The sequence below is a fragment of the Kitasatospora sp. NPDC086791 genome (assembly GCF_040685975.1).
Lineage (GTDB): Bacteria > Actinomycetota > Actinomycetes > Streptomycetales > Streptomycetaceae > Kitasatospora.
Window position 1 is genome coordinate 169,921 of the sequence record NZ_JBFBOC010000009.1, and the last position, 25,544, is coordinate 195,464.

The 25,544-nt window shown below is 74.8% G+C and carries 1 protein-coding gene; it reads left to right on the forward strand.

The window, feature by feature from the left end:
- Positions 1-42 precede the first annotated feature (42 nt).
- Entirely contained in the window at positions 43-25,542 is a 25,500-nt protein-coding gene (locus AB0Q99_RS15795; protein ID WP_363571984.1) for an EndoU domain-containing protein, read from the forward strand.
- Positions 25,543-25,544 lie beyond the last annotated feature (2 nt).

Consider the following 25,544-nt stretch of genomic DNA (forward strand, 5'->3'; position numbering starts at 1 on the left):
CCCCGAACCGCCCCTGGACCGACCGGAAACGGCAGGCAGCACGTGTCCCACTCGTCGATCGAGGTCAGCGCCTCGACAGCGCGCTTCTTCACGATCATCACCGGCATGCCCTGGCCGGAGATCAAGGAAGGCGACCTGCGCGACATCCGGGACGCCTACGAGCAGTTGGCCGAGGACCTGCCCAAGCTGCGCGACCTGATCTCGACGGTGGCGGCGAGGTGTTCGAGGGAGTTCCGCGGCCAGGCCGCGCAGACCTTCGCCCTGCGGATGAAGTCGTTCATCGGCGAGGCGGAGGGTGGTGGCGACGACTACGTCTCCGCGGCGACCAGGTCCGCGAAGGAGCTGGCCGACTGCGCCGGCGACGTGGCCAACTCGGTCGAGTACACCAAGTGGATGGCGATCGCCCAGCTGGTGCAGCTGATGATCGAGATCGCCCTCGCGATCTTCTGGTCGCCGTTCAGCTTCGGTGCCAGCCTGTCCGGGCTGGTACTCAAGAAGCTGCTCACCAAGGTCGCGCTCAAGGCCCTGATGCTGTACCTGCTCAAGACCATCCTGATGCACACCTTCTCCGGTGTGGTCGGCGGTGTCGTCCTGGACCAGATCCTCCAGAAGATCCAGATCGACCAGGGCAACCGCAAGAACTTCGACAACGACCTCACCAGGCAGGCGGCGCTCTTCGGTCTCATCGGCGGCGTCCTGGGCGGCCCGCTGGACCTCCTCGGCATGGGCCTCGGCAAGCTGCTCGGCCGGCTGCTCGGCAAGAGCGGCGGCCGGCTGCTGGCGGACAAGCTCAGCAACTTCCTGGTCCACGGCGACCTGGAGGGCCTCAAGGGCCTGCTGGAGGCCGCCGCCAAGGGTGCCGAGAAGACCGAGGCGGGCTCGCTCGGCAAGATCGGCAAGGAGGCGCTGGAGAAGTCCGAGCAGGAACTCGCCAAGCTGCCCTTCGACAAGAAGGAGGCCAAGGCCTTCGCCCGGGAGCTCGGCGGGCTGATGGAGGCGGCCTCGGAGCAGCTGCGGCACGGCTTCGGGAAGACCGGCAAGGGCACGCTCTCCGAGATCTTCGTCAAGGACATGGAGCGGATCTTCGGCAAGCACCTCGCCCAGAGCCTCGGGGGCAAGGAGATCGCCGGGAAGCTGGGGCGGGAGTTCGGCGAGGCCTTCGCAGGTCACTGGGGATCCAACGAAGCCGCGCGGGCCGGGGTCAAGGACGCGCTCTCCGGGGTCTTCTCCAAGGAGGCCGGGGAGAAGCTCTCCGCACGGCGGGTCGCCATGCTCACCGAGCACCTGCCCACGTTGGCAGGGGAGTTGACCGATGGGAACAAGAAGTTCCTGCTCGGCATGGCGCTCGGCAACTACCTCCGCAGCGGTGTGCAGAACATGTTCACCGAGGGGTTCTACAACCTCATCTTCGACGACCGGCACGAGTTCTCGGTCTCGGCGGGCAGTTTCGTCGGCGGGGTGATGACCGGGGCGATGGGGCACCTCATGCACCTCGGCGCGCACCCGGTGATGACGAAGTACCACGCCTGGGTGCAGGAACACCAGGCCAAGCTGGTCTCGGAGGGGGAGTCGAAGTACTTCCCGCTCTACCACCCGATCAACTTCGCGGCCCTGGCCTGCCTGGCGTCCGGCAAGGTGGTCCCGTTCCCGGTGCCGCGGATGGGCCACCCCGGCGCCTTCGAGATCGCCAAGCTGCGCGGCTCCTCGCTGGACGACATCGGCAACACCATCAACAAGTTCGCGGGCGTGGAGCACGAGTCGCCCAAGGCGGATCCCGAGGTCGCCGAGCTGGTGCAGAAGCTGCTGGACCACGTCGACCTGACGCCGGGGGGCCACGGCGACCCCGAGGCGATCGGCCTGGCGGGCCTGCACTTCCTCGGCGAGAACCAGAACACCCACACCGACACCCACGTCGAGCCCGCGCCGCCGCACCGGAAGACCCCCGGCACCGGGGAGCCGGTCCCGCCGAAGACCGAATCCGGCGCGGACGGACACGCCGACAGGCGGACCACGAAGGCCGGTTCGGCCGCCCCGACCCCGCCGGTCCGGGTGCAGTCCGACGATCCGCTGACCGGGCCCAAGCCGGACGCCCCGAAGTCCGGGGCGCCGAAGCAGGAGGCGCCGAAGAGCGGCGAGCCCGGCAGGCCGACCCCCCGCCGCACCCAGTCCGACGACGAGCAGCCGGTCCAGCGGCCGGTCCAGCAGCCCACGTCGCGCGAGAGCACGCAGGAGAGGGCCGCGGCGGCGACCGCGAGCGCCACCGCCGCCCGGGTCCCGACCTCCGCCGACCACCCGTCGGCCTCGAACCCGGCGCCCGTGCCGCCTGCCCCGCGCCGCGAGGGGCCGGACCCGCGCACCGAGCAGCCGCCGTCCGTGAACGTCGCGTCGGTCCTCCTGGGCCAGGAGCACGGCCAGGAGCGCAGTCAGGAGCACACCCGGGACCGCCGCACCCGGGCCCAGGAGGAGCGGGATCCGGAGCTGCAGTACCTGGAGGTCGACGGCGACGACGACGACCTGCCGCTGACGCCGCCGCACCACGACACCGCCCGCAGCACGTCCTCGGCGGACGAGTTCCCCCGGACGCCGCATGACGGAACGGACGGAACGGACGGAACGACGGGCGGCCACACCCAGGCGGACGACACCACGGTGCCGCTGCCGCTCGTCCAGCAGCAGTTCCAGGCGGCGGACCCGGCCAACTTCCCCGGCTGGCAGCCGTACGTGGACGCCAACGGGGCGGCGGCCGCTCCGCTCCGCCCCGACCGCACGCCGCGTCCCGGCCCGGGGCCGCTGACCGACCCCAACGGGGTGGTGCGCGACCACGACGGCTGGCAGCTGAAGCCGGGGGTCGTCCCGGGGTCGCCGATCACGGCGTTCCCGCGGGCCTGGCAGCGCCCGGCGGGCGCGCCGGAGCGGGTGTACTACCCGGAGGGATGGAGCGCCGGCACGGTCGCGCGGCACGTCGCGGAGGTGGTGGGCACCACGCAGGGCCACTGGCGGCCGGACGGCCTGATCGGCGTGGTCGGCCGGGCCGGGGACGTCTGGATCGAGGCGGTCCTCGACCCGCAGGGCCGGCTGCTGTACCACCGCCCGCTCCCCGACGTTCCCGTTCCCCCGGCCCCCCACCAGGCATGGAACGAGTCGGCCGTGGCCGGCCGCGGGGCCGCGACGGAGCTCTTCGGGTACGAGAAGGTGAGCCTCCAGCGGGTGCGGTTCGACACCGGGCAGGAGGGCTTCGAGTTCACCGTCCGGGTGCACCTGGAGCCGTCCGCCGGGATGACCCACGCCGAGCAGGAAGCGGTGCGGCAGAAGGTGCGGACGCTCGCGGCCGACTACACGGCCGGTCAGCAGGTGGGCGCTGATGAGGGTCAACTGCTGAACGTTCGGGTGGAGTTCACCGACCAGGCGGGCGCCGACGCGATCACCCTCCCGGTTGCGCCCGGGACGGAACCGACGCTACGGGACGTGCTGCCGCAGCAGTTCCGGGAGGCGGCGGGCCGGCACGACCTCGACTTCGTGATGGGGACCCAGACCCGCAAGTCCCCGCGGGTGACGGAGGTCCACGTCACCGAGACCGGCCCGGGCGGCCCGCGGTCCTCCTTCACGGACGCCGCCTGGAACAACCCCCGACGTGGCCTGCCCACGGAGTGGAACGACGCCGAAGCCCGCATCGCCGCCCACCACGTGCTGCGGACGGGCACGGCCGAGGTCGTGGGCGAGGCGACCGGGGACCGCACCGCCCCGCGTGTCCACCGCGGCGAGTTCGCCGGAGTGCGGCTCAACGTCCGCGTGGAGGACGGCGTCATCACCGACGTCTGGGGCGAGCCGCACCAGACGCTGCGCCCGCAGACGACCGCCCCGGTGCACGAGCCGGAGGTGGTGCTCGTCCCCACCAAGGAGATCAGGCCGCCCCGGGACGCGTTCACCCGGGCCGTGGCCGACCGGAAGTGGGAGTCCTTCGACGCCCGCCGGGTCCGGCTGGCCGACGGGGACACCGAGACGGTGCTGACCGTCCGGGTCCACCTGAACCCCGCGGCGGACGTGGATCCCGCGGATCCGCAGACCGCCGCGTCCCTGGAGGCGCTCCGGCAGCGGGGCAGGGAAGGGGTCGACAAGGTCTACAACCTCGGGCAGCGGCTGCCCAGCGGCGACCTGCTGCGGGTCGAACTCGAATTCGTCGCCGACGCGGCCACGGCCCACCACACCGTCTCCGTCCTGGAGCACTCGACCCGGGAGAACCTGGGGGAGTGGGGCCTGACGACCGAGTCGCGGGTGATCGCCCACGAGATCGGCCATGCGCTCGGCCTGCCCGACGAGTACCGGGAGGCGAAGTCCAGGCGCCGGGCGGTCCACCCGGACACCGGGATCATGGCGAGTCGCTACACCGACGACTTCGGCCGTCCCTGGCTGGACATGGACCGCCGGCCCGGCGGCCCGATGGAGGCCCTCCCGCACACCCCGCCGGCCGTCCGCAACCTGCGGCAGCTCGGTGGGGTGGTTGACGCGGCCTTCGGCCGGGACCGCGGGCCGGCGCCGGACGGCGACCGGCCGGGCCGGGCCCGGTTCCGCGAGGACGTGCTGCGCCGCGCCCTGTACGGCGGGCCGGACGGACTGGACGGCCACCTGGTGCCGCCGCCGGGCTCCGGGCGGCCCCGGCCGCAGCGGGTGCCCGGGTCGGAGCAGCCCAACGGCACGTTCAAGGTGGTCGGCGGTCCGGCCGCCGCACCGGCGACACACGTCGGGGAACTGGCCGACCACCGGCCGAGGTCGACGGGGAGCCGGACGGTGTTCCCCGAGCACTGGACGGCGGACGACGCCTCCTACGCCGCCGAGCAGGCCTACCACCACGCCCGGCGCACCGGGAAGGTCACCGAGACCGGCATGTACGCCCACCACTGGGTCGGCGAGTACGGCGGCGTGCGGATCGAGGGCGAGATCAAGGCGGGGGAGTTCACCTCCTTCCGTCCGTCCGACGACCAGAGCGGCCTGGACACCCCGGCGTACGTGCCGTGGCGCTCGACCGGCGGCGCCTTCGACCTGAGGGTCGAGGACCTGGTCCGGTACGGCGACCGGCAGACCCTGAGCGGGGTCCACCACGAGCCCACCACGGCGGCCGCCACCGCCCACGGCATCAAGGTGGACGACCAGCCGCTCCTGACCAATGACAACGGCACCTACCGGGCGGGCGTCCGGTTCCTCGACCCGGTCGTGACCGTCGGCGCCCCGATGTCGACGGTCGAGTCCCGCTGGCACCGGCGCGCCGACTGGGAGACGCACACCTTCTACCCCAAGGCGTGGCAGCCGCACGACGTCCTCACCGCGGTGGAGAAGGCGTACGCGGCGCGGCACACCTCCGAGACCCTGGCCTCCGGCGCCGTGCGGTGGGTGGGCGAGGCGGACGGCGTGCGGATCGAGGGGATCACCCGGGACGGCCGCCACCTGACGCACCGGCCGACCGCCGAGCAGCCGCTCACCGGGTGGCGCGAGGTCCCGGTGGAGGCAGGCTCCACCAGGCCGCCGCTGACCGCCCGCAACGTCCGGCTCCTCGACGGCCGGCTGGGCCTCGACCTGAGGGTGCCGGTGCACCTGGCCCTCCCCGACGGGGCGACGGCCGAGCAGATCGCAGCGGCCCGGGCGGCGGTGCGGACGGCCTCCGACCGGTTCTCCGCCGGCGATCCGCCGGTCCGGGTGACGATCGACTTCACCGACCGCGAGGCCGACGCGCACCCGGGCGCCGTGCTCCGGACCGGATCGGTCGACGAGGACGCCGACCTGCCCGCCCTCCTGCCCGGCCTCACCGCCTCCCTGACCCCCGGGTTCACCGAGGCGGTCCGTCGCGCGGCCGGACCGGCCCCGGCCGGGGACGTGTCGTGGACGGCCCCCGGGGGCCGTCGGCTCGTGGAGCCGGCGCTGGTCGAGCCCGGCACCCCGGGGACCGGCACGCGGCCGGCCACGACGCACGAGTTCGACTACGACCCGCTGACCTCGGACTCCTTCTCCGCGAACCTGCGCACCGACGCGGGCCGGAACCTCCCGGACGGGTGGACCGCGGCGGAGGCCCGGCACGCGGCGCTGAAGGGCGCCCAGGTCGGGTCGGAGGTGCGGGACCCGGAGGACAACCTCGTGCTGGTCCAGCGGGTGACGTTCAACGGCGTCACGATCGAGGTCCGGCGGGACTGGCGCGAGTACCGGATCATCGACTTCTACGGGGTCGGCGACAAGGAGGCCTTCCCGGCGCAGTTCAACAAGCCGGTCCCCGCCCCTCGCGAGTCGACGACGCGGCCGGGGCCGTCGGCCGAGGAAGCGCCGGCGACCGCCTCGGACGCGCCGCCGTTCACTTCGGAAACCTCCTCCTCGTCCTCCTCGTCCTCGTCGTCCTCCGCGCAGCCCGAGCCCGTCCCGCACCCCGGGGTGTTCGCGCACCTGGCGCAGGACATGGCGACCGCACTGCAGCCCGGGCACGAATCGGCCGAGGTCGCGCTGGGCAGCGGCACGGCGCCGCAGCGCTTCGAGCTCCGGCGCGGCACCACCACGCCGGACGGCGAGGACGTCACCGTCCTCGTCCTGCGCACCCACCTGGACGCCTCCGGCCTCACCGGGCCGGACGCCCAGGACGGGGTGGCCGCGCTGCAGGCGCGGATCAGGGACGCCGCCGCCCTGTTCGACACCGGCAGCAGGCTCCCGGACGGCAGCCTGCTGCGGGTCCGGGTGGAGTTCGTGGACGCCACCGGCGACCCGCACCGGACGGTGCGCCTGCACGAGCGCAGCGTCAGCCAGAACGGTGAGAACTGGCACCTGTCCATCTCCCGGGACGCGCTGGTCCACCAGCTGGGCCAGGCCTTCACCATCTCCTCCGCCGAGCACACCGGCGGCGGCACGGACCGGGTCGTCCCGGTGTTGTCGCCGCACGTCCTGGACTTCCTCGGGGGACTCGCGGACGACGCGCTGGGCCCCCTCGGCCACGACACCGGGAACGGGCTCGTGGCAGCCCCCGTCCGGGAGCCGGGCGTCATCCTCGAAGAGGGCGGCGTCCGCCGGATGGGCGTCGGCGAACTCGACCCGGCGAGCCGAGGGCATCTGCACTACCCCGGCCACTGGACACCGGCGGACGTCGGGGAAGCCGTCGCCCGGGCCTTCGGCAATCCGGTTCATGCGATCGAACTGGGGGGCGGCCGGACCCGGTGGATCGGAATCCACGACGGGGTGCTGATCGCCGGGATCTCGCAGGACGGCCACGTCGTGGCACACGGCCCGGCCGAGACCCGGCCCGACGGCGCCCCGCTGTCGGAGCGGACCCGGATCCTCCACACATCGCTCCCTGCGGAGCTCGGGGGCGAGGGCACCCCGGACCTCCGCATCCGGTGGACCCTCCTCGACAGCGGCCACGAGCTGCACGACGTCGCCCTCACCGTCCACCTCCGGCCGGAGGCCGGGATGTCGCACCAGGAGGTCGCCAGGGCGGCGGCGCGGCTGCGTGCCCAGGCCGCGGCCCACTTCGGCGAGCTCGACGGCACGCGACTCCTGCGGTTGACCCTGGACTTCACCGACCGGCCCGGCCCGGGCGTCATCGACATCGCCGTCCGTCCCGACGCCGAGCCGGTCCTCGCCGACCACCTGCCGGAGGGGTTCGACCGCGAGAACGCCGAGGACGTCGCCGACCTCGTGTTCGAGAACACCGAGGAGGAGCGGGCGGGGGCCGACGCGGGTCACGCCCCGCTGTTCCGTCTGCACGACCCGGAGGCCTCGGGCGAGCTGAGAGATTCGTTCGACCACCAGGCCTGGCAGCGCCGCGGCGCCGGTCTGCCCCGGGAGTGGACGCGGGAGGAGGCCCGCTACGCCGCCCACCGGGTCTTCACGGACCAGAACGGCCCGGTGCGGGGCCGACCGGAGGAGATCCTCACCGGCGAGTTCGGCGGGGCCAGGCTGCGGCTGCGGGTCCGCAACGGGCGGATCATGGACGTGTGGGCCGCGCCCGGCGGTCGGCACCCCGACGACCCGGTGCCCGCCGGCCGCGTGCTGGTGACGGCGGAGGTGCGTCCGCCCGTCGACCCGTTCCTGCGCTCCCAGCAGGCCCAGCGCATCCAGTCCTACGAGGCCCGGCGGGTGCAGGATCCCGGCGGGGACACCCGGACCGTCCTGACGGTACGGATCCACCTGGAGGCCGAGGGGCTGGCGGGCTCCGACGCCGTGGTCGAGCAGGAACTCGACCGCGTGCGGCTCAACGCGGAGGAGGGCGTCCGGGACGTCCTCAACCAGGGGCAGCGGCTGCCCAACGGCGACCTGCTGGAGGTCGCGGTCCGGTTCGTCGACCAACCGGAGGACGCCCACCACGTCGTCGAGGTGCAGTCCCACACCTCGCAGGAGCACGCCCAGCACTGGGGCGTGGACACCGAGCCGCGGGTGATCGGCCACGAGGTCGGCCACCTGCTCGGCCTCGGCGACGAGTACCGGCGGCAGGACGTCGGCCCGCGGGCCGTCTACCCGGAGTTCGGCCTGATGACCTCGCCCGGGCGGGACGAGTTCGGCCGGGTCTGGTACGACGCGCAGCGCCCCGTCGAGGCGGACCACACCCCGCCGGTGTCGCTCAGGCCGCACAACCTGAACGAGCTGGGCGCGGTCCTCGACCGGGTCTTCGGCACCGCCCCCCGGCCGGTGCCGGCGGGCGAGTTCCCGGTGCGGGCGGCCTTCCGCGAGGACGCCCGGCGGATCTCGCTGTTCGACGGGCCGGACCGCCTGGGCGGGCACCTGACTCCGCCGCCGGGCGCCGACCGGCGCCGGCTGCCCCGGGCCCAGGGGCCCGAGAACACCGGCCCGGAGCCGGTGAACCCCAACGGCACCTACCGCGCCGACGCCGGCGAGGCGGCGCTCCAGCGGTTCCGGACGATGTTCCCCGAGCACTGGACCGCCGAGGACGCGGTGTACGCGGCGCAGCAGGCCTACCTGGACGCCCGGCGCACCAACGGGATCACCGGGCGCGGAAGCCTCTCGCAGCACTGGGTCGGCGAGTACGCCGGGGTGCGGATCGAGGGTGACATCCGGGCGGGCGAGTTCACCTCCTTCCGCCCCTCCGACGACCAGACCGGCCTGACCGCGGCGCACTTTGTCCCCCAGCGGCCCTCGCACGAGTACGGCCACCGGGTCGAGGACCTCACCCGTTACGGCGACCGGCACACCCTCACCGGCCTCCACCAGCACAGCGAACGCCGGCCCGTCGACCCGGCCGTGCACGGCGTGCACATCGGGACGGCTGTGCGGAACCCCAACGAGACCCGGCGTGCGCCCGCCCACTTCCTGGACCCGACGGTCGCGCCGAACTCGCCGCTGAGCGACTTCCCGTCCCGCTGGCACCGCCCCGCCGGCCAGGAGCTGCGCACCTTCTACCCCGATTCCTGGGCGCCCGAGGACGTCCTGGAGGGTGTCGGCCGGGCGTACCGGGCGCGGGTGTTCGAGGAGGTGCTGCCGGACGGCGGCCTGCGCTGGATCGGGACGTCCCGGGGCGTGCGGATCGAGGGCATCACCCGCGACGGCGAGCACCTCGTGCACCGCCCCACCGACTGGCAGCCCTCCCACCGCGGGGACGGCGAGGACGGGCCGCTCCCGCTGTGGGAGCGCCCGGTGGTGGACGGTGACGTCGACTTCTCCATCGGTTACCGCCGGGTACGGCCGCAGGGTGACGATCAGCCGGACACCGAACTGGTGGTCCAGGTGCGGAGCCGGGAGGACCTGACCGGGTACGAGCGGCAGGCGCTCCAGCAGATCGCCGACGCCCAGGTCCGCGAGGTGTTCCCGCCCGAGGCGCAGCCGGGGGGCCGGCCGGTCCGGGTCAGGCTCCGCTTCGTGGCCGGAGCGACCGGTCCGGACGCGATGCCGCCGGTGTCGTCGCACCTGATGGCGTTCACCTCCCAACTCGGGTCGCGCCTCCAGAGCGCCCGCGAGCCGATCGCCGAACTGCACCGGGCGGCCGCGCCGGAGCCGCCGCTGAGCACCCCGGTGACCCCGGGCGCCGGCCACCGCCCGCCCACCCGTACCAAGCTGGCGGACCTGGAGGCCGCCGGCCTCACCGCACCGGCGCTGCACCCCGCCCTCGCGGAGCACCAGGGCCGGGGCCTGCCCGGCGAGTGGACGGCTGCCGAGGGCCGCTACGCGGCGCGCCGGGTCGCGGAGCTGTTCGCGACCGATCTCGGGGAGGGCGCGACGGCGTCCGTCGTCGGCCGGTTCGCCGGCGTCGAACTCCGGGTGACGCTGGAGAACGGGCAGATCACCCACTTCGAGGGGACCCCGGGCCAGGTCTTCGCCGACCAGCGCCGATCGCGGGCCGAGCGGCAGCAGCCCGCCTTCCTGGCGCTGCACCCGGACGGCGGTCAGGCCGACGACCTCGGGGGGCCGGTCCACCCGCAGCCGGAGGACGGGGGCCGGTTCCAGGCGCCCGCGCACGACGGACTCGCGGAGCCGCCCCTCCTGGAGGCCGGCGGGCGCTGGCAGTGGCTCGACGACGGGAACGGCACGCCGTACGAGCCGGTCCGGCCGGCCGCCCCGTGGCCCGCCGCCGAGCACACGGTGGACGACAACGGCGTGGTCCGGGTGCACACCTGGGAGACGGTCGACGGCGTCCACCCGCAGTCGCCGGAGGCGGACTTCCCGCAGAACTGGCGCCGGCCGGCGGACTCCCGGGGCAGCGCGGTGTACTACCCGGCGCACTGGTCCGCCGAGGAGACCTGGCATCGCGTCCAGGAGGCCTACGGGAACCGCACCTCCGAGGCGCTCCTCCCGCCGGACGCACGGCGCGTGCGGACCATCGGGGCGGACGGCGGGCCGCAGGTCCTGGATCTGACGGGCGGCGACGCGTGGCACTGGGTGGGTGAGGCCGGCGGGGTGCGGATCGAGGGCGTCTTCTACGAGGGCACGATCTACCTGCACAGTCCGACGCTGGTGCAGCCGCACGTGCGGTACGGCGAGGAGCGGCCGGTGGACGGGGATCCGTTCGGTGTGCCGGTTCGGGTGCGGCGGATGGTGTTCGAGGACGGTGCGGAGGGGGTGGAGCTGTCCGCCGGGATCCGGGTGGGCCGGGCCGGCGGGGTCGGGGAGGAGGTCGTCGCGGGGACTCAGCGCCGGTTGCAGGCGCTGGCGGACGAGTTCGTGGCGCGGAACCAGGTGCCGGGGGCCCGTCCGTTCCGGCTGCGGCTGGATTTCGTCGAGGCACCCGACCCGGTGGACGTCCTGGTCGGCGGTCATGAGCCGCGGGACCTGGGCGAGCTGCTGCCGGAGCTCGTGGCGGAGGTGCGCACCAGCGGCCTGCCCGACCTGGCGGAGGGCCTGCTGCTCGACGCGCCCGAGGTGCCGCCCGCGCATCCGGCCGGTGCGTGGGTCCACGGTGCGGCGGAGGACCTGACCGACCGGTTCGCCGCGGACCTCCCGGTCAACGCGGGCCGCGGCCTGCCGCGGACGTGGACGCCGGAGCAGCAGCGCTACGCGGCCGATTGGGTCGCGTCCCACGAGTACGGCCGTCCCGTCGGCGAGGTCGCCCCCGACGGGACGCCGGCGCCGACCGTCCACCGCGGCAGCTTCGGCGGTGTCCGGCTGAACGTGCTGACCGAGGGCGACCGGATCGTCGACTACTGGGCCGCGCCCGACGGCGGGCCGCGACCGCTGGTGCACGAGTCCGGGGGCCGCTGGCAGCGGCTGGAGGACCCGTCCGGCGCGGGGCCGTACGAACCGCTGCGGCCGGGCGCGGCCTGGCCCGCCACCGAACACTCGGTGGACGACAACGGCGTGGTGCGGGTGCACGCCTGGGAGACGGTCGACGGGGTCGAGCCGGGATCGACGGAGGCGGCGTTCCCGCAGAACCGGCGCCGCCCGGCGGACTCCCCGGGCACCGGCGTGTACTACCCGAGGTCCTGGACGGCCGAGGACACCCTGATCCGGGTCTGGCAGGCCTATGGCAACGCCCACCACCGGCAGGAGTTCGTCGCGGCCGAGCGGGACGTGTGGATCACCGGGCCGGACGGCGAGCCGCAGCTCGTCCCGCTGGCGCAGCTGACGTCGGCGGAGGGCGACGGCATCGCGGAGCACTGGGTGGGTGAGATCCACGGGGTGCGGATCGAGGGCATCCGCCTGAACGGTGAGATGGTCCTGCACAGTCCGACGCTGGTGCAGCCGCACGTGCGGTACGGCGAGGAGCGGCCGGTGGACGGGGATCCGTTCGGTGTGCCGGCGCGGGTGCGGCGGATGGTGTTCGAGGACGGTGCGGAGGGGGTGGAGCTGTCCGCCGGGATCCGGGTGGGCCGGGCCGACGGGGTCGGGGAGGAGGTCGTCGCGGGGACTCAGCGACGGTTGCAGGCGCTGGCGGACGAGTTCGTGGCGCGGAACCAGGTGCCGGGGGCCCGTCCGTTCCGGCTGCGGCTGGATTTCGTCGACGCACCCGACCCGGTGGACGTCCTGGTCGGCGGTCATGAGCCGCGGGACCTGGGCGAGCTGCTGCCGGAGCTCGTGGCCGAGGTGCGCACCAGCGGCCTGCCCGACCTGGCGGAGGGCCTGCTGCTCGACGCGCCCGAGGTGCCGCCCGCGCACCCGGCCGGTGCGTGGGTCCACGGTGCGGCGGAGGACCTGACCGACCGGTTCGCCGCGGACCTCCCGGTCAACGCGGGCCGCGGCCTGCCGCGGACGTGGACGCCGGAGCAGCAGCGCTACGCGGCCGATTGGGTCGCGTCCCACGAGCAGGGCCGTCCCGTCGGCGAGGAGGCCCCCGACGGGACGCCGGCGCCGACCGTCCACCGCGGCAGCTTCGGCGACGTCCGGCTGAACGTGCTGACCGAGGGCGACCGGATCGTCGACTACTGGGCCGAGCCCTTCGCCCGGAAGATCTCCGGCGATGAGGACCTGGGGCCGGTGCTCGTGGCGGTCGAGCCGCCCAGGGACCGCTTCCTCACCCGTCTCGACGACCGGCTCATCCAGCGGTTCACGGTGCACCGGGTCGAGCGGCGGGACGACTCCGGCGCGGTCGTGGACCACGAGACCGTGCTGACCGTCCGGCTGCACCTGAACACCGACAAGCTGGACCTGACCGACGGCCAGACCAGGCGCGAGCTGGCGGAACTGCGGAAGCGGACGGCGGAGGGCGCCGACCGGACCTTCAACCTGGGGCAGCGGCTGCCGAACGGCGACCTCCTGCGGGTGCGCACGCAGCTGGTGGACCGCCCGGGCGAGGGCGTGTCGACCGTCCTGGTCGACCCCCAGGAGATGCGCGAGGGCCACGTGACGTGGCACCTGCGCACGGCCTCCTACTTCATCGGGCACGAGCTGGGCCACCACCTCGGCCTCCGGGACGAGTACCGGGAGGCGGGCGACCGCCGGGCGGCGTACCCGGACGGCAGCCTGATGGCCACCCACCTGACCGACCGGCAGGGCCGCTTCGCGCTGGACACGGCCGACAACTCGGCCGGGGACCACGGGCCGCACGTCACCGACACCGTCCTGCAGCCCCGGCACCTGCGGCAGCTCGGGGCGGTCGTCGACGGCGCGCTCAAGGCCCGCGGCCTCGACGCCCTGGCGGCCAACGTCCCGCACGCGGACGACGGCCTGCCGGCCAGGGTCACGCTGTCGGGGGACGTCGTCCGCCGGGCCCTGTTCGGGGGGCCGGACGGCCGGGGCGCCCAGCTGATGCCGTACCCGGGATCGGACCGTCCCGCTCCGGAGCGGCTGCCGGGAGCGGTGAACCGCAACGGCACCTTCCTGGTGCGGGACCGGGCCCGGATCGAGACCCACAGCCTCAGGACGGCGGGTGACGTCGAGGGGAGCAGGGCCGGGACCAGGGTCATGTTCCCGAGCCACTGGACGCTGGAGCAGACCGTGTACGCGGTCGAGCAGGCGCACCTGGCGGCGCGTCGGGCCGGGACGATCGACCGGCCGCCGACGGCGTCGGACGGTGGGGCGTCCACCGGCCCCGCGAACCTCACGTACCGCTGGACCGGCGAGTACGCGGGGGTGCGGATCGAGGGCGAGGTGCGGGGGGACCGGATCCTCTCGTTCCGCCCGTCCCGCGACCAGGGCGGGCTGGACATCCCCGCGCACCTGCCCTGGCGCGCCGGTGATCCCGCCTTCACGCAGGCGGCCGAGGACTACACCCGCTACGGCAACCGCCACCTGCTGGAGGGGGTCCACACCGCGTCCGGGGCCGGGAGCGGGGTCTTCCGCGGAGTCCGGGTGCGGGAGCTGGAGGGCAGCGCGAACGCGAACGGCACCTACCAGGCCAAGGTCTGGTTCCTGGACCCCATGGTGAACCCGGATTCGCCCGAGGCCTGGATCTCCTCCCACTGGCACCGGCGGACCGACGTGCCGACCCACACGATGTACCCCCGGGACTGGAAGCAACCCCGCATCGAGCAGGCGGTCGAGGAGGCCCACCGGAACCGGCGGACCCTCGAGACCGACGGCCGGACCGAGCGGTGGGCGGGCGAGGCGGACGGCGTGCGGATCGAGGGGATCACCCGGGACGGAGTGCACCTCGCCCACCGCCCGGCCGCGGAGCAACCCGCTCCCTCCCGGCACGAGCCGGGCGAGGTCGTCACGGTGTCGCCCGCCCGAGAGGTACCGATCGGGCCGGGCGGCCGCCTGCACGGAGCGCTGCGCGAGCTCGTCTCGGCCGACGGCACGCGCGAGCTCGAACTGACCGTCCGGGTCCACCTGGACCAGGCCGAGGCGGCCGCCTACCAGGGCAACCTCCGGGCCGACCTGCAACGGTCCGCGGACCGGCTGCTGGCCGGGGCCGGGGGCGAACCGCGGGTGCGGCTGCGGCTGGCGTTCACCGCCCGCCCCGAGCAGGCCCACCCCCGCGGCGAGGGGGACCTGCCGTCCCTCGTGCACGCCCTGAACGACGGGAGCGCCGACCCGCACGACGGGGTCCTCGACGCGCTGTTCGCGCTGGCCCCCGGCCTCATGGAGTCCGCGGAGGCCGAACTGCCCACCCACATCAGGGCGTTGGCCCTGCAGCACCCGGCCCTCGACGTGCCCGAGCTCCGGGTGCCCGGCCCGCCCGGCACGGGCACCCGGCCGCCGGCCACCGGCCTGACCCACCAGATGGCGGACGACGCCGGGGCCGTGGCGGCCGGCATGCCCGGCCTCCACCCCGACGCGGGCCGCGGCATGCCCGCCTACTGGACGCCCGAGCAGCGCAGGAGTGCGGCCCACAACGTCCTGCTCGCCGCGCGCGAGAAGGGCATCACGACGGACGGCTTCCGCTGGGGGCTGGTCACCTTCGTGCTGGGGATCCGCACCGAGAACGGCAAGATCGTCGACTTCTGGGGCGAGCCCCCGGCAGCGCAGGCGAACCACGGCGCACCGGCCAACGCCCCGGTCCGGCACCGCGCCCCGGAACCGCACGAGTCGGCGGCCGGCCCGGAGACGCAGCAGGAGGCGGTGCCGCAACCGGCGCCGGAACCCCTGCCCACCGCGCCGATCCTCGGGGCCTCGGCCGCCTTCCCGAACGGCTCCGCACGCATCCCGGTCGGCCCGCCACCCGGCGGGGTCTGGCACCGGGCCGGCGCCGTCGGCGCCCCGCCGCCCGAGCCGGTGCGGCCGAGCAGTTGGCCGGCCCCCGACCACTCGGTCGGCCACAACGGCGTCGTCCGGGTCCACGACTGGACGCCGGTCCCCGGGGTCGTGCCCGGATCGCCGGAGGCACAGCTGCCGTGGAACCTGCGCCGGGCGGCCGACGCCCCGGCCAAGGCGGTGTACTACCCGCTGGACTGGACCGGACCGACCACCCGGCAGCGGGTCGAGGAGGCCTTCGCCAACGCGTTCCACAGCGAGCGGGTGCCCGACGGCACCCTGCACTGGGCCGAGTCGCCGACGGGCGCCGGCGGCCTGCTGACGCTGGGCGCCGGCGAGGCCCGGTACTGGATCGGCGAGGCGGGCGGGGTGCGGATCGCGGGCATCTCCCTGGACGGCCGGGTGATCCTCCACAGCCCGACGCCGGACCAGCCGCACACCGCCCACCCCGCCTGGGCCGAGGACCACGTCGTCCACCACGGCGCCCTCCACGACGCGGGCGACGAGCACGGCGTGCCGCTGCGCGTGCGGCGGGTGCTGTTCGACAGCGGCCAGGAGGGCGTGGAGATCCTCGCCGACCTCGAACTGCTCCACCCCGGCGGCCCGAACCACCCGGACGTCGCGGCCATGGAACGGCACCTGCAGGACCTGGTCGACGCCCACCTCGGCAACGCCCCGGGCGCCGGTCTGGTCCGGCTGCGGCTGGACTTCGTCGACGGGACGGAGGACGCGCCGCAGCTCGACGTCGTCAACGACACCGTCACCTCCTTCGCCGAGCTGTTCCCGGACCTCGCGGACGCCCTGGACGCCGCCGGGCCGGCCGCCCTGGCCGGCGAACTCCTCAACGGCGCACCGCCGTTGGACCATCGGGCGCGGCTGCTGGCGGTGTCCGAGAACCGGCCGGCGAGCACCGGTGAGCCGGCCGCCGGCTGGGTGCACGGACAGGCCCAGGACATCGCGCAGGCCTTCGCCCCGGCGCTCGCCCCCGACGCGGGCCGCCGGCTGCCCACGGACTGGCCGCAGGACGCGAAGCGGTACGCCGCGCACTGGGTCGCGACGCACAACGAAGCGACGGCCGCGCACGAGGCCACGCCCGGCGGCGCCCCGGTCCCGCGGATCCACCGCGGCGACTTCGGCGGGGTCCGGGTCGCCGTCCGGGTCGAGGGCGGTCTGGTCACCGACTTCTGGGGGGAGGCCCACCACCGGAAGGTGTCCGTCACGGAGGACCTCGGGCAGCCCCTGGCCACGGCGGTGCCGCCGCGCGACGACTTCGTCCGGGGGCTGGAGGCGCGCGCCGCCCAGCGCTTCGAGATCAACCGGGTCGAACTGCGCGACGGCAGCGGCCGGGTCGTCGACCACGAGAAGGTCCTGACGGTGCGCCTCCACCTGGACACCCGCCGGCTGGACCTGCAGCGCCCCGACGTCCGCGAGGCCCTGGAGGCCCTGAAGTCGCGCGTCACGGAGGGCGTCGACCAGGCGTACAACCTCGGTCAGCGGCTGCCCGACGGGGACCTGCTCAGGGTCCGCGTCGTCCTCGCCGAGACCGCCGGGCCGGCCGCCCAGACCGTGGCCATCCACCCCGAGCCGGGGCGCGAGCACCACCAGGCCTGGCACTTCGGCACCTCCGCGGAAACCCTCGGGCACGAGATCGGCCACCACCTCGGGCTCCCGGACGAGTACCGCGAGGCCAGGCACGGCCACGGGCGCCGCCCCATGTACCCGGACGGCGGCCGGATGGGATCCCGGATCGTGACCCCCGGCGGACGCCTGCACAACGACGGGGACCACCTCCCCGGCAGCACCATGCGGAGGCTGCCCGACACCGCGCTCCAGCCGCGCAACCTGCGCCAGCTGGGTGCGAGCATCGACCTGGCCCTCGGCACGCCCTCCAGGGTGCCCAGGACGGACGGCACGACGAAGCCGGTCCAGCACGGCGGCTTCGCGCCGGACGGCCTGCCGAACCGGGTCACGCTCGGCGGCGACGTCATCGAGACCGCGCTGCACGGCGGCCGGAACGGCGGGGGCGGCCACCTGTACCCGACGGTGGGCTCCGGACGGCCGCGCCCGGCCGAGGTGGCGGGATCGCTGAACCGCAACGGCACCTTCGAGGTGGCGGCCGCCACCACCGGGCGGGTGATGCGCTCCGGCCGGACGGCCGGTGACGTCGACGAGATCGGCGGCTCCCGTACGACCCGGACGATGTTCCCCAGGCACTGGACGACGGAGCAGGCCGTGTACGCGGCCGAGCAGGCCCACCTCGCCGCCCGCCGGGCCGGCGACGCCCCGCAGCCCGGCCGCCCGCCGGCCGGGACGGGCCTGCCCGCCGGCCCGCGGCCCGGCGAGCACCCGCTCACCGCCCGCAGGGCCGTGGGCATCGAGCGTTCGGGGGACGCGACCTACCACTGGCTGGGCGAGTACGACGGCGTGCGGATCGAGGGCGAGGTCCGGGGCGGCCGGATCGTCTCGTTCCGTCCCTCCACCTGGCAGGACGGACTGGACACCCCCGCCCACGCGCCGTGGCGCCCGGTCGACGGCACCTTCGGCCAGTCGACCGAGGACCACGTCCGCTACGGCAACCGCCGCACCCTCGACGGCGCCCACCACGTGCAGAACCCCGCGGCCAACCAGTTCCGCGGCGTCCGGGTCGACCAGCCGTGGAAGACGAACGACAACGGCACCTACCGGGCCGGCGTCTGGTACCTCGACCCGAAGGTCCACCCGGACTCGCCCGAGGCCCGGTTCCCCGGCAACTGGCACCGGCGCGACGACTGGCGGACGCACACCCTGTACCCCACCGCCTGGACACCCGCCAGGGTCGAACAGGCCGTGGCGCAGGCGTACGCGAACCGCAGGACGCAGAGCCCGCCCGGTGCGCGGCCCGAGCACTGGATCGGCCTGGCCGACGGCGTGCTGATCGAGGGCGTCACCGCGGACGGCCGGCACCTGACGCACCGTCCCGCCACCGTGCAGCCGCACCGGCAGTGGAGCGCCGCGGACATCGTCGCGCAGTCCCCGGTGTGGACGGGGAGCCTCGGCACGACGATGAACATCCCGGCGGCCTTCCGTCACGTGCGCTTCGACAGCGGGCAGAACGGGGTCGAACTCGCACTCGGCGTCCACCTGGGCGGCCCGTCGGACACGCCGAACAACCGGGCCGAACTGCAGCGGAGGCTGGACGACCACTTCGGCCGCGCCGGCGGGGAACCCCTGGTCCGGGTGCGGCTGGACTTCACCCCGGACCCCGGGCAGGCCCTGCGCCGCCGCCCCGGGCTCGACCCGGTCGCCGTGGTCATGGAGGCGGACCGCCAGGCCGGTCTGCGCACGGACCCCCGCCAGTCCGCCGCGACCAGGGACAACGGCCTCCTGAGCGCGCTCGACGTGCTGGCGCCCGACGTCCTCCAGGCGGCCGGCCGCGACCTCCCGGCGTTCGCCCGCTTCCTGGCGGCGCACAACCCCGCCCCGCTCACCCCGGTGGCCGCCGTGCCGCACGCGCAGCCGCTGCGGGAACCGGGCGCGCCGTGGACCGGCACCCGCCCTCCCGTCACCGACATGGCCGCGGAGTTCGGGCCGCGGGTGGACCGGGCCATGCCCGCCCTCGCCGCGGACGCGGGCCGGGGCATGCCCGCCGCGTGGGCGCCGGCGGACCGCCGCAGCCTCGCCTACCACCTGCTGGAGGACGCGCAGCAGCGACTCGCCCGGGGCGGTGCGCCCGGCGCGGTGCTGCCCGCCGAGATCGTGCACGACTTCCCGACCCACCGCGTGACGGTCCGTCAGCACGACGGCCTGATCACCGACTTCTGGGCCACTCCCCGGCCGGCCCCGGGCGGCGCCGGGGCCGGGCACTCCTTCCCGCTGCACACCATGGGCCACGACGGGCGGGAAGAGCGCCCCGACGCCCGGGAGTTCGGACCGGCCGGCCCCCGGGTGAAGGTCCCGGGCAACGGCCTGTGCCTGCTGAACGCGGTCGCGCGGAGCGCGCCCCATCTGGTCGCCGACCCCGTGAGCGGGGTCAACGAGCTCCGGCGCGCGGTCGAGAACCACTACCGCGACCTGGCGCCGGAGGACTTCCCCGGCGAGGTCCTGCGCGGCCTGCGCGGACAACAGCTCGGCCGACTGGATGAGTTGAGCGAACGCCAGCTGCTTTCGTACATCCCCGCGGCGGACCGGTCCGCCTTCGCGGGGATGCCCCGGAACCAGCTGGAGGGCATCGTGGCGCAGTACATCACCGACGGGCACAGCCCCGCGCTGCCGCACGAGCGCGAGGCGCTGCTCCGGACCGTCCGGAACTGGCGGAGCCAGTGGGGGACGAACGCGGGGGAGATGCTCCCGGCGGCCCTGGCCCACGCCCTGGGCATCCGGCTGCGGCTGATGCACCACGACGGGATCCACGACCGCGGCGTCCTCGGCCCGGCGGGCGGGCAGCCGGTCACGGTGTACTACAACGGCGTCAACCACTACGACGGCAGCCGGCCCCCGGAGCCGGCCGTCCGGGAGCGGCAGCACGAGGACGGCGGCCTCTCGCGGCGGGAGACCCTCACGGAGGGGCCGAAGGAGCGCGCCGACGAGGAGGCGCTGCCCAGGAAGGACTCCGAGGGGGAGAAGCCCGAGAAGGAGGCCTCCGAGGGGGATAAGCCCAAGGAGACCCCTGAGCAGGAGAAGCCCAAGGAGACCCCCGAGCAGGAGAAGCCCAAGGAGGCGGAGCGCAAGGAGGCGGAGCCGAAGGAGGAGGGACCCGAGGAGGCCTCCGAGCAGGAGCAGGAGCCGCCCGTCAAGCCCGAGCCGCCCGTCAAGCCCGCGGCGATCGCGGGCACGGACCTCATGATCGGGCTGACCGAGAACGAGGCGGCGGTGCGCGACAAGGTCATCGACGTCCTCGCCGGGATCACGCCGAACGACCGGGCGGCGATCCGGTCGTTCGCCGACGCCTACTTCGGCCCCGCCACGCTGCGGCCGGTGCTGGCCGCGCTCTCCCGGGGCGAGGTGTGGACGGCCCCGTTCGACGGCAGCGGCTGGAGCGGCAGCGTCTCGCTGCGCGGGGAGGTCCTGGAGCGGACGTTGCTCCGCCAGGAGAAGATCGAGATCGAGAACGGCGCGGACCGGATGGTGCTGACCGGGACCCGCGGGGACCTGCGCCGGCAGTACAACGTCGGTCTGCAGGGCAAGCACGCGAGCGGCACCGGTGACCTCGCCGAGCTGGTCGGCTACTTCCACGACCGCGGCAGCAGCGAGGTCCGCCTGGACGCCGGCGGCATGGTGGCGCGCTCGAAGACCTCCACGGCCAACGACGTGTACGCCACCCGGCTGAAGCTGGAGATCGACTTCGGGGACCTCCGGCACGAGAGCGCCCCGCTGCCCCTCTCGGACGGCCGGCGGACCGCGACGGTGGAGGTCGGCACGACCGTGGGCGTCCCGGTGCACGAGCCGGCGGACGGGACGCCGCGGGTGCCCCCGAAGCGGCTGCTGGACGGCCGGGTGGGCGGCCAGGAGATCGTGCTGGACCTCTCGCCCCGCGGCGACCGGCACGGTCTGCGGCCGGTGGAGGCGCTGCTGCGCGGCGTGGAGGCGAAGGCGGCGGAGGAGTTCGGCGAGCACTGGCCCGCGCTGCGCCGCAAGCTCCTCGCCGAGGTCGACTTCGGCCGGCTCCACCGGGACCTGAAGAGCATGACGGCGGACGAGCCGGTCACCGTGGTGCTGACCGACCGGCGGGGCCGGACGCTCGCCTCGGTCGGGATCACCGCCAGGGTGGTGGACCCGCACCAGGTGGGCACCACCAAGGAGACCGAGTTCAACATCGGCACCGTGCACCAGCAGGTGCGCAGCAGCGTCACGGACCGGGCCCACGCCACCCAGTTCCCGATCGTGCCCACCTTCGGGCCGAAGACGGACGGCGTGCTGGTGAACGGCGGGGCCACCGGCCGGCTGGGGCGTGAGCACGTCGAGGTCTCGGGCCACGCCCGGCTCTCCCAGCTGACCAGCAAGTCCAAGGTGCCCGGCGTGCTCTACGACGGCACCGTCCGGTTCGACCTGACCTTCAACGGCAAGGACGAGAAGCACCGGGCGGGCGAGGCGGGGGTGCGGTTGCTCGTCGACCGCGCCGACACCTCGGCCCCGGAGGCGCCGGGGACCGACGGCGGCGCTCCCGGCACCGCTCCCGGGGGTGCTCCCGGAGGCGCGTCCGCGTCGGAGCAGCCGACGCCGGTGCCGGTACCGGCCAAGGCGCCGCCCGGGCGGGTCTGGACGGAGGGCCTGGACGAGACGGTCGTCCTGCGGGACCTGGAGAGCACCGCGGACCTGCGCAAGGCGGTGGACGCCAAGGGCCTGCGGCTGTTCGGGGACGGCTGGAGCTCGGTGCGGGAGGAGGTCATGCACGTGCTGGGCCAGCCCAAGCTGGCCTCCCGGCTCACCGCGATGACCCGGGGCGAGCCGCTGGAGCTGAAGCTGCACGGCAAGGACGGCACCGTCGTCACCGTCACCGCCGAGGTCGCGAGGATGACCTACCGGCGGGAGGACGCCAAGGCGGAGCTCAACCAGGTGAACGAGGCCGGTGAGTTCTCCGCCGACCGCCGGCTGCTCAGCCGTACCTTCGCCGCTCAGGGCCAGCTCGGCGGGGCCGTCCGCAAGGAGGCGCCGGGCATCGAGCTCTCCGGCACCGGCGGCGGCCAGCAGCGGGACCGGTTCGCCTGGCGCGGCCGGGACGCCGACCGGTCGTACGCCAACGGCAAGCACGGGGTCGCCCAGGCGATCTACGGTGCCGATCTGCTGCTGAAGGTCTCCTTCGGGGAGCCCGGCGGCAACCCGGGGGACAAGCCCGGCGGCACGTCCGGCGGCAGGTCCGTCAGCGAGCACGTGCGGGTCGAGGTCGGCCTGGACAGCCGGGAGACGACGGACGTCACGGTCCACCGGAACGCCGACGGCGAGCCGGAGTTCACGGCCGAGACGGCGAAGGCGGCGGAGGACGCGGCGAAGGCGGCGGAACCGCAGAAGGCCCCGGCGGAGTCCGCCGGGGACGGGGCCAGGACCGGGGAGTACCGGGCGCCGCGGCGGATGGCCGAGCGGCACCAGTTGAACGCCTCCTACGTGGTGCACGGCCTGACCGGCGCCGCCCGGGTGCGCGAGACCGTCACCGACGCGGTGTGGGCGAAGTACGGCGACTTGTCCGACGAGGTGCGGTTCCGGATCGGGGAGGCCTTCGGCCGGGTCGCGTTCAAGACCCAGCTGTCCCAGCTCACCCGGGGCGGGCGGATCACCGAGTCCGTCTCCGGCAGGACCTGGCAGGCCGACATCACCGTCACGGCCAAACTGGGCGCGTCGACGTACCACTCCACCACGGAGAAGTACGAGTTCGAGTCCGGCACCCAGACGTCGAGCGGCCAGGGCTACGCCCGGGACCGCCTCCACCGCTACACCGGCGGCGTCCTGGGGAAGATCAAGACCAAGTTCGTCGACGTCACGGCCGGGTACACGCACCGGATCGACCGGACCTACGGCGGCGCCGCGGACACCATCGCCTCGGTGTCCAACCGGGGCAAGCACACCGAGCCGGCGGTCTTCTTCGACACCGCCACCACGTACGAGGTCGAGGTCAGGTTCAGCCGGCTGGGCCTGCACGACGGCACCTTCCGGGACCAGGTGGACGGCAGCGCCCGGGTGGCCGTGCCGAGGCGCGACGCCCTGCCCGTGGCCGGCGAGGCCGGGCCGACGGCCGCCGCGAAGCAGCCCGCGGGCTTCCTGGACCACCGGCGGCTCGACTCCTCGACGATCGTCAGCGACGTGTACGCGCTCCCGGAGGAGGCCCCGGCGGGCGGCAGGCCGGCGGGGGCCGAGGCGGTGCGCAGGACCGAGTCGCTCGGGGAGTCGGTCCTGCGCCGGCTGGAGCGGCCCACCCGCGGGCCCGCCGCCGGGGCCGCCGCCGGGGCCGCCGACGGTTCGGCCGAGGGTGCGGCCGCCACCGGAGCCGCGTCCGGCCCGGGCCGGGACAACCCGTTCGGGAGCGACCGCGACGGCATCGTCCGCAAGCTGACGGACGAACTGACCCCGATCAGGCTGCAGGCGCGGCTCAAGGCCATGACGGCCGGGGACGCGATCGTCGTGCGGCACGGCCGCACCACCGTGCGGATCGACGCCGTCCTGCTCGACCGGAGCGACCACCTGGGCGGGACCGGGACGACCGAGTTCAACGCCGGCACCCAGGTCCAGCACAGCTTCGCCAGCTCCGACGGCGTCACCAACTTCGGTGCGGGCCACGGCAAGAACGTGACCGTCGGGGTGAACGCGACCGTCCCGGTGGCGGGAGCCGTGCCGGTGACCCTCGGGCTGACGGGCAACGTCGGCTGGGGCAAGGACCACGTGGACATCCTGAGCCGCAGCACCGGGGCCGGGATGGCCACCAAGGCCAAGGTGTCCGGCAGCGCCTACGACGGCGACGCGGAGCTGCGGGTCCGGATCACCCGGAGGCCGCTGTTCGGGGCCTCCACCACGGTGGTGCGCACCGCGCGGATCGGCTACGAGGCCATCGTCGAGACGAGCGAGACCCGGTCGGCCCCCGCGCCGAGGACGACGACCGAGACGACGGCGGAGGCCAAGACCACGACCGAGCCCAAGCCCGCGGAGGAGCGTACGGCCGCGGAGGAGAGCAAGGCCGCCGCCCCGCCCCCGCCCCGCACCGTCCCGGTGGTGGTGCCGGAGCAGGTCGCCGTCCCGGTCCCGCCGGCCCGGGTCTGGACCGGGCTGCGCGACACCGACGTCCTGCGCTGGCTCGGCGACGTCGGCGGTGTGCAGGACCTGGTGCGGCTGCGCGGCCGGGAGTACTTCGGCGCGCGGGCGTGGCGACAGCTCGGCACGGCGGTGGAGAACATCACCTCGCACAGCCACCTGTCGGCGCTGTTCGGCACCGCGACCCGGGGCACCGAGATCGCCACCGCCTCGCCCGGGCGGTGGCTGCTGGGCCAGGACAAGGGCGTGGAGGTGCGGGTGAAACTCCTGGAGCTGGTGCACCGGACCAACGACACCGCGGTCGAACTGAGCCCGGCGAACACCGTCGCCTCCGGTTCCGTCCTGACCGAGCTGAACGCCCGGCAGGTGGGCCTCCAGGCCCAGGCCGGCGTCAAGCTCGCCGGCGACATCACCCACACCCCGGGCATCACCGGTGGCGCCCAGCGGCTGTGGCGGGACGGCGGCGCCCTCGGCGACAACGGCCCGTTGGTCAGCAACGGCAAGGGATCGGTGCACATGGCCCGGTACGCGGGTGCCGCCGAGATCGAGGTGACGTTCTTCGACGGGAGCCGGAAGTCCGTCACCGAGCAGGGGGTGGTGCCGTTCACCGTCGACCTGCCGCTGGCGGAGACCCACGAGCGGCAGGTGCCCGCGGACCACTACCTGACGTTCAGCGAGGCGGCCGGGGAGGGGAAGCCGCGGTTCGGCGAGGACGCGCTGGCCCTCGACGACGTCCGCCGGACGCTGGAGGAGGACGGCAGGCTCACGCCCGCCGGAGCCACTCCGCCGCCCGCCGGGACCCCGTCGTCCGCCGCCGAGCAGGAGCGCTTGCAGAACACCGTCCGGTGGGGACGGGCGGCCTACGGCCGGGAGTTCAACACCGTCACGCCCGAGGGGCTCGCGCACGTCCGGGCGGTCGACCGGCTGGTCGAGCTGGCCGGGGGCACGTCGACCGGCACGGTGGCCCTGGTGCGGGAGCTGCTGGGGACTCCGGAGGGCAGCGAGCCGATGTCCGACGGCCTGCGGCGGGTGGCCGACTTCGTCGTGCGCCGGCAACAGCGCGGGGAGCCGTGCACGCTCGCCGACCTCCGGGAGTGGTTCGGGCTCCGTCGGCCGACCCCGCCGCTGTTCTCCCCGGAGCAACAGGAGCGGCCGGCCCCCCGACCGCTGCCCGACGGGCCGTCGGCCCCCGAACCGCCGCTGCTCCTGCCGGACCTCGAAGCCGGGTTCGGGAAGAAGTTCGAGGTGTCGATCGAGGACGAGATCGTCAAGGCGCTGAACCTGTAGGC